A 14856-nucleotide genomic window follows, 5' to 3' on the forward strand; every position below is an offset into this window, starting at 1 on the left:
AGCGGTCCGGCCGCAAATACCGTTCCCGCCGTTCAACGGCCATGCCGGGCCGACCAGACCAGCCTGAGCTTCCCGCAGATCTCCGGCTCCAGCGGACGGCGGCGCTCCCGGATGAGCCGCCAGCCGGCCCATGCATCCCGGCAGGCGCGGACCCGGGCGCGCCATCCCCTCAGCGCTCGCAAGGCGCGGAAACTCCACGCCAGCGCCATGCCGGTCGGCAAGCGCAGCCATGCCGTCCATAAGGCGTTGCGCGCCAGCATCCGGCGGCGCAGCTCGCGATCGCGCGCCAAGGATGGCCAATGATGGACGCGCAGCGTGGGCGCGTAGGCAATTCGCCCCCCCTGCGAAACAATGTCCCACGCAAGCAGGGTCTCTTCGCCGCCGATGAAGAACGGCTCCCAATAGCCGCCCGCGCGCAGGAAGGCGCTGGTGCGCATGACGCAAGCGCCTGCCATGAATCCCATCAGTTCCGGCCCGACGCCGGCGATGGCCGGCAGCGGGCTGCCGGCCATCGCCACGCACGCGGGGTCCGCCCGCTCCTCGGGCCCGACGAGGATACAGGCGTTCAGCACCGCCACGTCCGCGTGGGAGTCCAGAATGGATGCCGCAGCCTCCAGCGCCCCCGGCGCCCACCAGGTGTCGTCATCGCAAAACGCGACGTAGGGCGTCTCAACGCGCTTCACGCCCAGATTGCGCCCCGCCGCGCCCAGATTGGAGCCGGCCGGCAGCAGCACGACGCCCGGAAAATCGCGCCGGATCATCGGCACGGTTTCGTCGGCCGAACCGTTATCGACAACCACGATGGGATGGGAGCCCGGAAGCGAGCGAAGCCGCCGCAGCGTCTGGGCGGCCTCGCTGCACCGGTTATGGGTCAGCATCACGATGGACACGCGCGGAGGGAGCTGCGACGGGCTCACGCCAATGGCCTTACGCTGGCCGCCACGCGCCAGTAACGCTCCGAGCTCTCGTCATCGCCGGGGGAGCCTCCCAGCCCCCGCAGTTGCGACGCGTAGACCGAGACCGCCTCGGCCTTGCCGGAAAAGTCCGTCTCCAACCTGGCGGGAGTGGCAGCGATGCCCCGGGCACGAAGTTGGGCCAACCGTTCCTGCACCGCGCCGCTACGGTAGCGATAAGGCACATCCTCATAGAAGAACCAGGAAATGCCGGGGCATGCCTCCCTCACTTTCAGCGCCGCATCGCTGACTCTGACGTGATCGCCATGACACAGGCCCAGCGGGATCGCCACCCGTTCCGCGGCCAGGCTGGACAAGGCATGGAGCAACCGCTCCGCCAGGTTCGGCAGGTCTTCGTCCTCCCCTCCGCCGTACTGGGAGTCGATGAAGCCCAGCCCCTTCCCCCGGCTTCCGACGAGCGACAGCGCCAGGCGCTCCTCGGCCAGCCTATGTTCCATCGCCTGGGACGCATTCGAGAATCCGCAGCGGCGGTCCCAGTCCGTCGAGATATCCGAGGCGTCCGGCATCCCCGTGTAGACGGTGATGACGACGCTGCCGGGATGAGCCTGCAGCAGGCCGCCGCAACTGAAGACCGCGTCGTCCAGATGAGGAGAAACGACCACGACCGGGCCGGACTGGCGCAACGGCGGGCCGTCGGAAGAAGAACAGGAGGAGGCTGCGGCGGGCATATCGACACGGGCCTTTGGCGTTTGACGGAGACGGTCCGCCCCGCAGCAACCGCCGTGCCGAAGCGTCCGCCATGAAGACAGGAAAATGTCCGGCTGGCGGTTCGGTGACGCGATTGCACGAAAAGGTAAAAACTGCCGCTCCCGCGGCGCCTGCGCGCAAAGTCCGCCTGAAAAGCGATGGGCATGGCGCTTGCGGCTTGCCTTGCCCGACCATCCCCACGAAGGAGCGTACTTATGAAGATTCGAGCCCTTACCTATGTGCTGGCCCTGTCGGCCGGACTGGCCTCGGGCGCGGCGTTCGCGCAGTCCGCGACTCCGACCTCTCCGTCCAATACGCCGAACGACAGCACCGCCGTCCCGCCCAACCAACCCGTGCCGCCGGGCCAGAAGGCGCCCGCGCCGAACGCCACACCCAACACGCCGACCAATCCGCCCAACCTGGACAAACGCGACCAGATGAAATCGGACAGGCATTCCAAGGACAAGCCGGGCCATCATCGCGAGGCCAACGACAACGTGCCAAGCACACCGGGCAGCGGCGCAATGCCCCCGCCCGGATATCCCAACACAGGCGGCTCGAAGTAAGCGTTGAAGCCGCCCGCGCGGGCGGGGGCCGGCGCCCCCCCCCGTCCCGCATTGGACGCGTCCGGTTCGTCCCCGCTCACAGCAGCCAGCGGGCAAGGACTCCCACGAGGAACAGCACCGCGACGGCCGCCAGCCACAAAGCCAGCATGGCCCAAGGCCCTCGTTGGGTCCGGGTCCTGCTGGACCTGGCGTCGGCTTCATGCGAGGGAATTCTAGGATCTCGAGTCGTCATATCGGCCGCTCCAGGACTTGCGGGAAGAAGGTCCGGTTTGCCACAGCACGGAGCGTTCCCGGGGATCCGAATGGAACGGCGTTTGCTCGGGCTAGGACTCCCACTTGGAGACACTGCCATGAAAGCATCTCAAACCCTGATCGCCATACCCCTGGCCCTGGCGGCGCTATACCCGCCCTCCGCGCCGGTCCACGCCCAGCCCCAGCAGCAACAGGCCCAGCCAGGGCAGCCCGATGACGCCCGGAAACCGGCCACGGCGCCCGCGAAACGGGACCAATCAGAATCCGGCAATGGGACGGCGAGCCCGGCAGGCCAAGCGCCCGCCAATCCCGCCGCGGCGAGCCCCGCGGAAAAGCCGCCGCAACCCATTCGAGGCCAGGGAACCGTCAAGGGCTCCCGCGCGAACCCCGCGCCGGACGGCACGATACCCGGCGGCAAGGCCGGCAGCGGCGGCCACAAGACCAATGAGTTCGGACGCTAGGCGGGCCGAAGCGCCCGACGTCGGAAAGCGCCCCGGCAAGGCGGCGCCGCACTAATTCAAGTAGTACTGCAACACTATTGCAAGCGCCCTCTCCATACGCAATACTGCCCCTCCCATCATCTTCTTCTTTTGGAGGGTATTGCAATGCAACGCGACGACATCCAAAAGCAGGGCGCCAAAGCCGCCCGCGAAGGCTTGACTTTGTGGGATTGCCCTTACTATCGCGCCGTCAACATGCCGGGCCACACGGGAGAGCCGATCGTAAAGTGGCGGGAGAAGGTGGAAGCCTGGGAGGCCGGATGGCTCGCGGAGACAAAATCCTGGAAACCGCCCCCCGGTAAAGCACTGAGATTCGTCCCGCGCGCGCTGGAGCGACGTCGCAATTGAGCAGGCAGTCGGCGCCCCATATGGGGCGCTTTTTCATTGGGATGGCCGGCACGCGGTTTGCTGAAGGCCTATACCGAATTTCCATTCGTGCGGAACGGCACGGCAAGGAGCCGCGACATGTCAAAACCTCCCTTTCACGCCGAATCCGATAACGAGCGGCGCAATGCGCAACCTACGGCAGACCGCCCCCCGACGGAGCAGGAGAATCCCAATCCGGATACGAACTCCGGTTACCCCGCCGGCGGAAAGGACCTGCCGTCAGGTAAGGATGCCTATGGCCGAGACCGCAAGACCCAAGAGCAGGCCGGGAAGCATCCGGGTACTGGCCCCCATCGAAGCCGCTGACATTCCCGCTGAGATTCCGTTCGGCACGCCGCTTGCTCCTTGAGCCTGCCACATAGCGAACACTCCTTTGGCGCTCTCTACGGGCGCTTTTTTTTCGTTAGCCGCCCCTTATTTCGTGCGGTAACACGGCTGGACAGTAAGCGAGACGGCGAACATGCTGTGCGCTAGTGCGCATGACTACCGATGGAGTCGCAAGATGGACGATCCATTCCACCAAGCGGGTAAGGACGCGGCCAGGCATGGAGTACCCCTCTCGTCATGCCCCCTGCTAAAGACGGCCAACATGCCTGGCCATACGGGCGAGCCCTTCCGGAACTGGCGTAGCAAGTTGGCGTCTTGGGAATCTGGCTGGCACGAGGAAACCCAGGATAGGCTTGCCCGATTGAATAAGAAAAGGCTTCTCCTGCTTTCGGATTGAGGCTGCGCCGTCAGCCCGGATGCGGGCGCCGCCCCTGCCGGCATCACCCCAGTTTCGCGCACGCCCGCTTTATCCGCGCGCATCCCTCCTCCAGCTCGTCCATCGCCGCCGCGTACGAGATCCGGAAGAACGGCGACACGCCGTATGCCGCGCCCTGCAGCACCGCCAGGTTCTCTTCGTCCAGCAGGTACATGATGAAATCCTCGTCGCTCTTCAGGACCTGCCCCGACGGCGTCTTCCTTCCCAGCAAGCCCTCGCACGACGGAAACACATAAAACGCGCCTTCGGGCACGTGGCACGAAATCCCGTCGATCCGGTTCAGGCTGCCGACGATTATGTCACGACGTTCCTGGAAGATGCGGGTGCGTTCGGCCATGAAGTGCTGCGGCCCCGACAAGGCTTCCTGCGCGGCGGCCTGGCTGATCGACGACGGATTGGACGTGCTCTGCGATTGCAGCTTGGTCATCGCCTTGATCAGCGCCTCGGGCGCGGCGCCGTAGCCGATGCGCCAGCCGGTCATGGCATAAGCCTTGGAAACGCCATTGATGGTGAGCGTGCGGGCCTTGAGTTCCGGCTCCACCTGCGCCATGGTGGCGAATTGCCGGCCGTCGTACAGGATGTGTTCGTAGATATCGTCCGTCATCAGCCAGACGTGCGGATGGCGCAGCAGCACCTCGGCCAGCGCCTTCAGTTCTTCCCGCGTGTAGGCCGCGCCGCTGGGGTTGTTCGGGCCGTTCAGGATCAGCCAGCGGCTGCGCGGCGTGATTGCCTTTTCCAGGTCGGCGGGCTGCAGCTTGAAGCCCTGCGCCGGAGGGCAGGCGACGAACACCGGCGTGCCGCCCGCGAGCAGGACGATGTCGGGATAGGACACCCAGTACGGCGTGGGCACGATGACCTCGTCGCCCTCTTCGACCGTCGACAGCAGCGCATTGAAAATGATCTGTTTGCCGCCGTTGCCCACGATGATTTCGCCGGCCTTGTAGTCCAGGCCGTTGTCGCGGCGGAATTTCTCGCGGATGGCCGCCTTCAGTTCGGGCGTGCCGCCCACGTCGGTGTACTTGGTGCGCGACTGCGCCATGGCGCGCACCACGGCCTCTGTGACGTTGTCGGGCGTGTCGAAGTCGGGTTCGCCTGCCGTCAGGGCCACGATGTCGCGGCCGGCGGCGCGCAGTTCGCGCGCGCGCTGGCCGGCCATGGAACTGGGCGAGGGTTTGATGCGCTGGATGCGCGCGGCGGTCTGGAGCATGCGGGTTCCTAAAGAGTGGTGTCGGGTTGCGGTCGTTCACGGCCGGACGCGCCTGCGCCCGGGTTCAAGACAAGGATCACTGCCGCCATTCGCGCAGGTAATCCAGGAATATGCGGTCCACGCGGGCCTCGTTGCCGTCGGAATGGCCGGCGGAATGCGGGGTAACGATGACGTTCGGCAGGCTCCACAGCGGCGATTCTCCGGCCAGCGGTTCGTGCTCGAAGACGTCCAGGTAGGCGCCCGCCAGCGCCTGGGCGCGCAGCGCGCCGATCAGGTCCCGTTCGACGACGACCTCTCCGCGCGCAACGTTGACCAGCCTGGCATGCGGCGCCATGCGCGCCAGCACGCGGGCATCCACCAGGCCGCGCGTGCGGTCGCTGAGCGGGCAGGCCAGCACCAGCCAGTCGGCGCGGCCGGCGATCGTCGGCAGGTCCTCGAAAGCGTAGGTCTCCACGCCATCCGAAGCCGGGGCGGCCGCGCTGCGCACGGCGATGACATTCAGGCCCAGCATCCGCAGATACCCGGCCAGCTGTTGGCCGATGGGCCCCCACCCCACGATAACGGCGGTCTGCCCGGCCAGGTCGCGCGGCAGCAGCCCCCCGATGAGCGGCGTCCATGCGCGCGCGCGCTGCGCCTCGAACATCCGGGGGAACTCGCGCGCCAGCGCAAGAATGCCGGCCAGCGCCGTCTGGGCAACCACTTGCCCGTTGGCTCCGGAGGAGATTGTCACGCGCACGCCCCGGTCCTTCAATTCGCCGAAGATCGGCCGGTCCGCGCCCGCCGAATGGGCATGCACCCAGGCCAGGCGGGGCGATTTGCGCAGGGATACGTAAAAGGACTCCAGCGGTTCGAGCACGCGGTGCTTGGTCGACAGCCCGGTCACATCGCGCGAAATGAAGGCCAGGTCGACGTCCGACGGCTCATTGCCGTGCGTCCGCGCCGCGATGACGGGTTCGAAGGCGCGCCGCCCCAGCGCCGCCGTAACGGCATCGCCGATGCGCTCCAGGGTCTGGTCCGACATCAGGATGCGCAGGGGTTGTTGTGTCGTCATGATGGCGGCCTAGGTGCGGAAAGAGGGATCCATGCGGTCCAGCTTGCGCAGCAGCGCGGGCCACTCCATGACGCCGTACGGACGCCGAGTGCCCGGCTGATAGTTGTTCCAGGTTTCCTGCAGCACCGGCTCGGCGACGCGCGCGAGCGGCGAGTTTGCCGCCATGGCCGCCAGCTGGGAACGGCATGCCAATTCCAGGCGATGCATCCAGTTGAATGCTTCGCCCACACTGTTGCCCACCGTCAGCGCGCCGTGGTTGCGCAGGATCAGCGCTTCCCCGCCGCCCAGATCCTCGATCAGGGACTCCTGCTCGGCCACGTCCAGCACCACGCCCTGGTAGTCGTGATAGCCGATCTTCAGGAAGCGCATGGCGGTCTGGGTGATGGGCAACAGGCCGCATTCCAGCGCGGACACCGCCATGGAGGCCCAGCTATGCGTATGGATGACGCACGCCACCTCGGGGCGCGCCGCATGGATCGCGCTGTGGATCACATAGCCCGCCTTGTTGACGCCATAGCCCAGCTCCCCGAAATCGGGCTTGGACAGCACCGTGCCCGCGTGGTCCACCTTGATCAGGCTGGACGCCGTGATTTCTTCGTACATCATGCCGTAGGCATTGATGAGAAAGGCGCCGTCCTCGTCGGGCACGCGCGCCGAGATGTGATTGGCCATCATGTCAGACATGCCGTACAGGTTCACCAGCCTGTAGCACGCGGCCAGATCCACGCGCGCCTGCCACTCCGCGGCGGAACACCGGTTCCGCATCGACTCGATCTGTAATACGCCGGGACTGCTCATCGTTACGCTCCTTCCTGCATCCGATAGACGGCGGCGCGCTCCGCGCCGGCCCGAAAGAAATTCTAGGATGGTATTTTCTTCACTACAAATTGTTGATTTCTGCTTATTATTCGTTTTTTCAAATATATAAACGCATGACCCCTTCCGGAGCCTCGCGATGAAACGCAACATCACGCTGCGGCATTTCCGCAGCTTCGTGGCGGTGGCCAACACGGGTTCGTTCACCGTGGCCGCGTCGCAGCTGTTCCTGACCCAGTCTTCCCTGACCGCGACGATCCAGCAGTTCGAGGAAGCGGTGGGAGTCAAGCTCTTTGACCGGAGCACGCGCCGCGTGGCGATGACGCCCGAAGCGGCCCGCTTCAAGGCCGAGGCCGAGCGCATACTCAGCCAGTTCGACGGCGCGCTGAGCGACCTGGAAGCACTGTCGCAGGGCCGCCAGGGCCACGTCCGGATCGCCGTCGTGGCGTCGGTCACCAACTACTTTCTGGGCGACGCGATAGCCGCGTTTCGCCAGGCGTATCCGAAGATCACGTTCTCGCTGCACGATGCGGGTTCCGAGCAGGTCGAGAAGATGATCGCCAACGGAGACATCGATTTCGCGATTTCGACCTCGCACCATGGCTTCGACGAACTGGTCTACACGCCCTTGTTCGAGGACCGCTACGGCGTGATCTGCACCGCGACGTACGCGTACGCGCAGGGTTCGCGTCCGTTGAAATGGGCCGACCTGGATCCCGCCGAGTACGTGGGCTTCACGGAGGACACCGGCATCGGCGCATTCCTGCGCGCGCATGCGGGCAAGCCCGGCTTTTTTGAGCAGCAGCATGACGAAGTCTCGCGCACGTCGTCGCTGCACGCGGTGCTGCGGGGCGGCGGCCGCTATTCCATCCTGCCCGCCCTGGCGGCGAGTTCCATCGCGCCGCCCGCCACGGAGAAAGGCGCGCCCCCCGGGCAATTCGTATTCCGCGAACTGACGTCGCCGCGGCTCTCGCGCGAGGTCTGCCTGATCACGCGCCGCCTGCGATCCTTGTCGGCCAGCTCGGAATTGTTCCTGCAATACATGCGGGACGTGATCAATGAAAAGCCGGCGCCGTCGGGAGTCAAGGTGCTGGGCCGCAAGGACGGAAGGGCGTTGCGCGCCGCAAAGGCGCCGCAGGGCTGACGGCCGCGGCGGCTCGGGCGCCGGAGCGCGCGCCGCCGCGGCAAACGCCTATTGCGCGGCGATCTTCGCTTCCTTCACCAACTTGCCCCACTTGGCGCGCTCGGCCTCGATATGCCTGGAGAAGTCCTGCGGCGTGCCGCCCGTTGCCTGCGCGCCCAGCTCCGTCAGCTTCTTGCGCACGCCCTCGTCCGCAAGAATGACGTTGATTTCCTGGTTGAGCCTGTCCACGACGGGCTGCGGCGTTCCCGCGGGCGCCACCACGCCGGTCCAAGACAGGGACTCATAGCCCTGCAGCCCGGCTTCGCCGAGCGGCGGCACGCCGGGCAGGACGGAGAGCGGCGTGGCGCTGGTGACGGCCAGCGCCTTTACCTTGCCCGACTGAGCCAACGGCACCGCCGAAGGCGCATTGTCGAAGATCATGTTGATCTGGCCGCCCACAAGATCCACCAGGGCCTGGCCGCTGCCCTTGTACGGCACGTGCATCAGGTCCACGCCCGCCATGCTCTTGAAAAGCTCGCCGGACAGATGCGTGGAGCTGCCGGCGCCGGACGAGGCAAAGGAGTACTTGCCCGGATTGGCCTTGGCCAGCTTGATGAGGTCCGCCACGCTGGACACGGGCAGGTCCTTGTTCACGATCAGCACGTTGCTGATGGACGCGGTATAGGCCACCGGCCGCAGGTCGCGGTCGGCCTTGTAGCCCGGGTTGCTGTACAGGAACTCGTTGATGGCCAGGATCCCCGTGGTGCCGAATAGCAGCGTCTGGCCGTCCGGGGCGGCTTTGGCCACCATGGCCGCCCCGATGTTGCCGCCGGCGCCCGAGCGGTTCTCCACGACCACGGGCTGCTTCAGCGCCACGGCCAGCCGTTCCGCCAGCAGCCGCCCGATCACGTCGGTCGACCCGCCGGGCGCAAAAGGCACGACCAGCGTGACCGGCCCTTTCGGATAGGCCACGCCCTGCGCACATGCCGGCGATGCGATGGCCGACAACGTCACGACGGCCGCAACGGCCAATGTCCATTTCTTCATTTTTTCCCCTTGATTTTTGGATTGCCGATAACGCAACCCTGCCGATCATAGGGAGAGGGATCCTGCACAACAAATGAGAAATTTCGGCCGATTAATCGTCACAACCAATATATGCGGGTATGCCCGCATGCCGCCGCCGGGAAGGCGCGCGCGGCGCGAGCCGACGCTGCGGCGGCTGGGCCGAGTCTTCCGGTACCGGGAATGGAATTGGCGCGCGATTCCGAGGCTCACGCGAACGCGGGCACGGCCCGCCGGGCTGCGACCGGCGCCATGCAAGGAGACTCTGCCTCGGATATTCTGGCGCGGCAGGAGGGGCTCGAACCCCCGACCTCAGGCTTAGAAGGCCCGTGCTCTATCCAGCTGAGCTACTGCCGCGCGGTGTGATGTAGGCCCGGAAACGATCCGGGCGCCGCATTTTACCTTGTTGCGGACGACTTGGGAGGCCGCCCCTACTCTTCGCCGATATCCGCGTGCGTCGACACCCACAGGACGACCGCGTCTTCCTTGCTCAGGCTGATCACGCGGTGACCCATGCGGCTGTCGATGTAGAAGCTCTCCCCGGCCTTCAGGCGGGCGGGTTCGTAGAACTCGGTATAGAGCTGGACCTCGCCTTCCAGGACATAGACGAATTCCTCGCCGCGATGGCGGCTCCAGTCATGGAACTCCTCGAAGGCGCGCGCCTTCACCCGGGTATGGAAGGGCATCATGCGCTTGTGCGAGAGCGCGGTGCAGAGCAGGCGATGGTCGTAGTACGGCGTTTCGTACTGGCGCCCTTCCCCCTGCCGGCTCAGGCTGCGGCGCCCGGTGCCCATGTGGGCGTCGGAGGCCGTGAACAGCTCGGCCACGTCCAGCTCCAGGCCCGCTGCGATCTTGATCAGGTTGTCATAGGTGGGCGATAGCAGTCCGTTCTCGATCTTGGACAACGTGGACGCGGACACGCCGGTGGCCGCGGCCGCCTGCTTCAGGGTCCAGGTCCGCGCCTGGCGCAGGGCTCGCAGCCGTTGTGCCAACACGCTCTGTTTGTTGCCTTCCATCTATACACCCTGTCATGCCCGCGACCGCCGCTCCCGCCACCAGTCGCGCGCCTGGTAAGACCAATAAGTAAGTTGAACCGCCGCCGTGCCGAAGCCGCCGCCGTTCCAGGCAAGCCCGAAGGGTGCGAATAGCTTGTAGCGCTGGGTATCGCCGGTGATCCCTTCGGCGACGACCCGGCCGCCGATCGAGGTGGTATTCATGCCATGCCCGCCGAACGCCGTGCAGTACCAGACGTCCGGCGCCAACTGCCCGATCTGCGGCATCAGGTGCCGCGCGTAGGCCATGCGGCCGGACCACGCCGCCTCGACCCGCAGCCCCTTCAGCTGGGGATAGACGGACAGGAGTTCGCGGCGCAGCGACTCGGCCAGGTCGGGCGGGTCATCGACACGGGTGGTGATTCTACTGCCCCAGCCGATCCGGCCGCCCTCGAGCACGCGATAGTAGTTGCCGGCACGGCGGTCGTCGCCGATGGCGGCGGTGCTGCGGATGGCCTCGCGGACGCGGTCGCCCAGCGGTTCGGTCAGCATGATGTAGGTGGCGATCGGCAGCATCGCCCGGCGCAGCGCCGGCACCACGCCGTCCGTGTAGCCGCCGGTGGCCAGCACCACGCAACGGGCCTCGAGCTGTCCCTGGCCGGTCTTCAGGCGTTTGACCGCGCCACTGAGCTCGGCCTGCGTGACGGCGGAATCCTCATGGATGCGCACGCCCAGCCGCGCGCACTCCCGCGCCAGCGCGCGGGCATAGTTCAAGGGGTGGAAATGAAAGGACGTGGGATCCTCGATGCCTTGGAAGTAGACGTCGGACAGCAGGCGCTGGCGTACCTCGTCGCGGGTCAGGAAACGCACGTTCCGCCCGAACTCGCGCTGCTGGTCGTCGCACCATTGGCGCAAGGCGTCGGTCGCCTCGTAGCGCACCACCCGCAAGCGGCCGTCCACCTTGCGCGCGTCTTCGATGGCCAGGTCGCGGATGTTGGCGCGGATGATCTCCACGCCTTCCATGGAAAGCCGGTAGAGCTGGCGGTAGTGGTCCTCGTCCACGTGCCGGCGGATCGCGTCTGCGCCCGCGGAAAAGGCCGGGGACACCGAGCCGCCGTTGCGCCCCGACGCGCCCCAGGCGATGCGCCGCCCTTCCAGCAGGGTCACCCCGCGGCCGCGCCGCGCCAGCTCCAGCGCGGTCGACAGGCCGGCCAGCCCTCCTCCCACCACACAGACGTCGGCGCTGTCCGCGCTCGCCAACGGCGGGTAGTAGGTATCGGCATCGGCCAGCGTGCGCCGGTAGTAGGTGTCGATGTACTCGGATGCCATGATGCTCCGTGTCAGTGCAGGCTTGCGCCCTGCAGGCCGCCGGTCAGCCGTTTTTCAAGCCAGTTGGCCAGGCGCAGCAGCGGGTAGCAGTAGATGAAATAAATGGCGGCGATCATGCCGTAGATGAACAGCGACTTGGCCGGGAAGGTAATGATGAAGACCTCGCCCTGCCGCGTCAGCTCCGTGATGCCCACCACCGACAGGATGGCGGTGCTCTTGATCAGCATGACGTAGACGCCGCTCATGGGCTGCACGATCAGGCGCATGGCCTGCGGGAGGACGACCAGCCGCAGGATCTGGAACGGCTTCAGGCCCAGCGTCATCGCGCCCTCGGTCTGGCCGCGCGGCACGGCCTGGATGGCGCCCATGACGATTTCCGCCACATAGCAGGACGTATACACCGACAGCGACACGAATGCCGCGGTGGCGGAATCCCAATGCAGCAGCTCGATGCCCGAGCTGGGCAGCACGAAATAGAAAATGTAGAGCTGAACCAGGAACGGCGTGCCGCGCAGGATGTGGATGTACAGCCCCAGCAGCTGGTGCACGCCGCGGATACGGTAGCTGCGGATCACGCCGATGACGAAGCCCAGCAGGGACCCGGCGATGATCGCGACGAAGGAGATCTTCAGGGTCTCCCAGAAGCCCTTCAGCAGGAAGGGCAGCACGACGCCGGCGGTGGAAAGATAGGAATCCAGCATGCTCACCTCGCATTCCAGGCAGGGCCGGCCAGCCAGAGGCTCACGCCCCGCGACAACAGCAGCATGCAGCCGTAGATCAGCAGATAGCCCGCGGCGATGGTCAGGAAGCTCTCGTTGGGCACGATGCGGTCGCTGTTCATCTGCACGCCGGCGGCGACCAGTTCGAACACGGTGATCAGCGACAGCAGGGACGTGTCCTTGATCAGCACGGCGGTCTGGCCCAGCAGGGGCGGCAGCGTGTTGGCGAAAGCCTGCGGCAGCACGACGTAGCGCAGCCGCTGGCGGTAGTTCATGCCGCAGGCCTTGGCGCCTTCGATCTGGCCGCGGGGCACGGATTCGATCCCCACGCGGATGATCTCGCTCATGTAGGCCGCGTGATGCAGGGTCATCGCGATGATGCCCAGCAGCATCTCGCTCCAGCCCTTGGCCCCGGGGACCAGCATGGGCACCGCGTAATAGACCAGGTAGATCTGGACCAGCAGCGGCGTGGAGCGGATGAACTGCACGTAGGCCGCCACGGGACGCCATACGGCGCCCCGCGACGACATGTGCGCAAGCGCGATCGGAATACCCGCCAACACCGACAGCACCAGGCTGGCGCCCGCCGCGATGAGGGTGTTGCCCAGGCCGGTCGCGAACTGGCCCGCGTACTGGCTGACGATGCGCCAGTTATAGAAATCGATCAGCCAGTCCATGGGCTCAGTGGTCTTTCTTCCAATCGGTGGAGTACCAGTACTTCACCTGCTCGGGCAGCGTGTTGTCGGCGGTTTTCAGCGTTTGCCAGTTGTCCAGCCAGAACTTCAGGCGGAACGCGTTCGGGCCGACGGCGAAGGCCAGGGGCTCGCGCACCATGATGCCGTCGAGCACGCGCAGATTGCCGAAGTCGACCAGGAACTGGTTGGCCGTGGACAAGGACATGATGCCGGCGTCCAGCCGGCCGCTGGACAGGGCCTGCCCCACCGGGGCGCTGCCGCCAGAGAACTCCTTCATGGTGGCCTTGGGCAGCATCTTCTTGCCCACTTCCGCGTACGTGCTTGCGCCCAGCACGCCCACCGTCACGCCCTCCTTGTCGAGCTCGGCATAGGACTTGTAGGGAGAATCCTTGGGCACCACGGCCACCGTGTCGGCGTAGAACATCGGCGACGAGAACAGCACCTGGGCCGCGCGCTGCGGGGTCGGCGTCATGTCGGCCGCCACCATGTCGGCCTTGCCGGACAGCAGGGCCGGGATCAGCCCCTTCCATTCGTAGTCCTGGAGCACCAGCTTCACGCCCAGGTCGTCGGCCATGCGCTTGGCCACTTCCACGGCCAGCCCGGTGCGCTTGCCGCTCTTGTCCATGAAGCTCATCAGCGGCCCCGACGTCTGCACCGCGACGCGGAGTTCGCCGCGCTTGAGGATGTCCGCCAGCTCGTCGGCCTGCGCCGGCGCGGCGACCGCGGCGGCTGCCAGCGCGATGCCGGCCACGCTTAGCCATTGTTTGATTTTCAGCATGTCTAACCCCTTGTGGTGAATGGACTCATCTCATTCCGGGCAAAGCACATCGCGCCGGCAGCGCCCGGATCAGCCGGACCGGCCTGGTTACCCTGGGCGCCGCGACACGCGCGGACAGCCCGCTACGTTGCTTCCTTGCTGCTGGGACTACAGAATCTTCTCCAGGAACGCGCGGGTGCGCGCTTCCTTGGGGTGGCAAAAAACGTCGTCGGGCGTACCGATTTCCACGATGCGGCCTGCGTCCATGAACAGGGCGCGGTCGGCCACGTCGCGGGCGAACCCCATTTCATGCGTCACCACGGCCATGGTCATGCCGTCGCCCGCCAGGGCGCGCATCAGCTCGAGAATGCCGCCCACGGTCTCGGGATCCAGCGCCGAGGTCGCCTCGTCGAACAGCATCAGCTTGGGGTCCATGGCCAGGGCGCGGGCGATGGCCACGCGCTGCTGCTGGCCGCCGGACAGCTGGCTGGGATAGCGGTCGCCGTAGTCGGCCATGCCGACCCTGCCCAGCAGTTCGCGGGCGTAGCGTTCGGCCTCTGCCCGCGCGCGGCCGCGCACCACCCGCTGGGGTAGCGCGACGTTGTCCAGCGCGGTACGGTGTTGGAACAGATTGAAATGCTGGAACACCATGCCGACCTCGGCGCGCCAGCGATTGATGTCGGTCGCGGGGTCGGTGAGCGACACGCCGTCCACGCGGATGGCCCCGCTGTCTATGCTTTCCAAGCCGTTCAGCGTGCGCAGCAACGTGCTTTTTCCCGAGCCCGAAGGCCCGACCACCACCATGACCTCGCCCCGGCCCAGCTGGCAATCGATGCCGTCCAATGCCCGATGCGGGGCCTGCCCATCGCGCTGATAGGTCTTGGTGACTGCCTGGACAACCAACAACGGTTCCGCCACGGTTTCACCCTGGAGAGTGTGGACGCCGCACGCGGGAACGCGACCGGCGCCTGGC

18 protein-coding genes and 1 tRNA gene are annotated in these 14856 nt (G+C 66.4%); 5 read left to right on the top strand and 14 right to left on the bottom strand.

The window, feature by feature from the left end; translation table 11 throughout:
- Positions 1–32: 32 nt before the first annotated feature.
- A complete protein-coding gene (locus ACN6PJ_RS11245) occupies positions 33–917 on the bottom strand; it encodes a glycosyltransferase family 2 protein (RefSeq protein ID WP_427995936.1) in 885 nt (294 codons plus the stop codon).
- Complete coding sequence (locus ACN6PJ_RS11250; RefSeq protein WP_427995937.1) at positions 914–1642, bottom strand: PIG-L deacetylase family protein; 729 nt, start codon at positions 1640–1642, stop codon at positions 914–916. The genes ACN6PJ_RS11245 and ACN6PJ_RS11250 overlap by 4 nt, the downstream gene beginning before the upstream one ends.
- 234 nt (positions 1643–1876) lie before the next feature.
- On the opposite strand from ACN6PJ_RS11250, the gene ACN6PJ_RS11255 reads away from it, so the two are divergent.
- Positions 1877–2227 carry a hypothetical protein gene (locus ACN6PJ_RS11255; protein WP_427995938.1) on the top strand — a complete coding sequence of 117 codons (351 nt, stop codon included), beginning with the start codon at positions 1877–1879 and terminating at the stop codon, positions 2225–2227.
- 76 nt (positions 2228–2303) lie between these two features.
- On the opposite strand, the gene ACN6PJ_RS11260 is transcribed toward ACN6PJ_RS11255, so the two are convergent.
- On the bottom strand, positions 2304–2459 hold the full coding sequence (locus ACN6PJ_RS11260) for a hypothetical protein (RefSeq protein ID WP_427995939.1): 156 nt from the start codon (positions 2457–2459) through the stop codon (positions 2304–2306).
- A gap of 118 nt (positions 2460–2577) precedes the next feature.
- Between ACN6PJ_RS11260 and ACN6PJ_RS11265 the strand changes: the two genes are divergently transcribed.
- From ACN6PJ_RS11265 to ACN6PJ_RS11275, 3 genes are all read left to right on the top strand, one after another.
- On the top strand, positions 2578–2940 hold the full coding sequence (locus ACN6PJ_RS11265; RefSeq protein ID WP_427995940.1) for a hypothetical protein: 363 nt from the start codon (positions 2578–2580) through the stop codon (positions 2938–2940).
- A 144-nt stretch (positions 2941–3084) separates the two neighbouring features.
- Positions 3085–3327 carry a CrpP-related protein gene (locus ACN6PJ_RS11270; RefSeq protein ID WP_427995941.1) on the top strand — a complete coding sequence of 81 codons (243 nt, stop codon included), beginning with the start codon at positions 3085–3087 and terminating at the stop codon, positions 3325–3327.
- Positions 3328–3868: 541 nt separating this feature from the next.
- Positions 3869–4090, top strand: coding sequence for a CrpP-related protein (locus ACN6PJ_RS11275; protein WP_427995942.1), 222 nt, complete (start codon positions 3869–3871; stop codon positions 4088–4090).
- Positions 4091–4133: 43 nt separating this feature from the next.
- Here ACN6PJ_RS11275 and ACN6PJ_RS11280 read toward each other — a convergent pair whose 3' ends face one another.
- From ACN6PJ_RS11280 to ACN6PJ_RS11290, 3 genes are all read right to left on the bottom strand, one after another.
- A complete protein-coding gene (locus ACN6PJ_RS11280; protein WP_427995943.1) occupies positions 4134–5336 on the bottom strand; it encodes a pyridoxal phosphate-dependent aminotransferase in 1203 nt (400 codons plus the stop codon).
- A gap of 76 nt (positions 5337–5412) precedes the next feature.
- Positions 5413–6387, bottom strand: a complete 975-nt coding sequence (locus tag ACN6PJ_RS11285) for a D-2-hydroxyacid dehydrogenase (protein WP_427995944.1) — start codon at positions 6385–6387, stop codon at positions 5413–5415.
- A gap of 9 nt (positions 6388–6396) precedes the next feature.
- Positions 6397–7185, bottom strand: coding sequence for a class II aldolase/adducin family protein (locus tag ACN6PJ_RS11290; RefSeq protein ID WP_427995945.1), 789 nt, complete (start codon positions 7183–7185; stop codon positions 6397–6399).
- A gap of 157 nt (positions 7186–7342) precedes the next feature.
- Between ACN6PJ_RS11290 and ACN6PJ_RS11295 the strand changes: the two genes are divergently transcribed.
- Complete coding sequence (locus ACN6PJ_RS11295) at positions 7343–8347, top strand: LysR family transcriptional regulator (protein WP_427995946.1); 1005 nt, start codon at positions 7343–7345, stop codon at positions 8345–8347.
- 48 nt (positions 8348–8395) lie between these two features.
- Here ACN6PJ_RS11295 and ACN6PJ_RS11300 read toward each other — a convergent pair whose 3' ends face one another.
- The 8 genes from ACN6PJ_RS11300 to ACN6PJ_RS11335 form a co-directional block, all read right to left on the bottom strand.
- Positions 8396–9373: a Bug family tripartite tricarboxylate transporter substrate binding protein gene (locus ACN6PJ_RS11300; RefSeq protein ID WP_427995947.1), complete on the bottom strand. Its 978-nt coding sequence runs from the start codon at positions 9371–9373 to the stop codon at positions 8396–8398.
- Positions 9374–9671: 298 nt separating this feature from the next.
- Positions 9672–9748, bottom strand: a tRNA-Arg gene (locus ACN6PJ_RS11305).
- A 74-nt stretch (positions 9749–9822) separates the two neighbouring features.
- Positions 9823–10407, bottom strand: a complete 585-nt coding sequence (locus tag ACN6PJ_RS11310) for a helix-turn-helix domain-containing protein (RefSeq protein ID WP_427995948.1) — start codon at positions 10405–10407, stop codon at positions 9823–9825.
- Between the two features lie 12 nt (positions 10408–10419).
- Complete coding sequence (locus tag ACN6PJ_RS11315) at positions 10420–11712, bottom strand: NAD(P)/FAD-dependent oxidoreductase (protein WP_427995949.1); 1293 nt, start codon at positions 11710–11712, stop codon at positions 10420–10422.
- A gap of 11 nt (positions 11713–11723) precedes the next feature.
- Complete coding sequence (locus ACN6PJ_RS11320) at positions 11724–12413, bottom strand: amino acid ABC transporter permease (RefSeq protein WP_427996059.1); 690 nt, start codon at positions 12411–12413, stop codon at positions 11724–11726.
- Positions 12414–12415: 2 nt separating this feature from the next.
- Positions 12416–13108 carry an amino acid ABC transporter permease gene (locus ACN6PJ_RS11325; RefSeq protein WP_427995950.1) on the bottom strand — a complete coding sequence of 231 codons (693 nt, stop codon included), beginning with the start codon at positions 13106–13108 and terminating at the stop codon, positions 12416–12418.
- A 4-nt stretch (positions 13109–13112) separates the two neighbouring features.
- Positions 13113–13904 (bottom strand): ABC transporter substrate-binding protein, encoded by a 792-nt coding sequence (locus tag ACN6PJ_RS11330; RefSeq protein ID WP_427995951.1) that lies wholly within the window; start codon positions 13902–13904, stop codon positions 13113–13115.
- A gap of 147 nt (positions 13905–14051) precedes the next feature.
- Positions 14052–14801, bottom strand: coding sequence for an amino acid ABC transporter ATP-binding protein (locus ACN6PJ_RS11335; protein ID WP_427995952.1), 750 nt, complete (start codon positions 14799–14801; stop codon positions 14052–14054).
- Between the last annotated feature and the right edge of the window lie 55 nt (positions 14802–14856).

The organism is Achromobacter sp. (assembly GCF_050285585.1).
Lineage (GTDB): Bacteria > Pseudomonadota > Gammaproteobacteria > Burkholderiales > Burkholderiaceae_B > Achromobacter.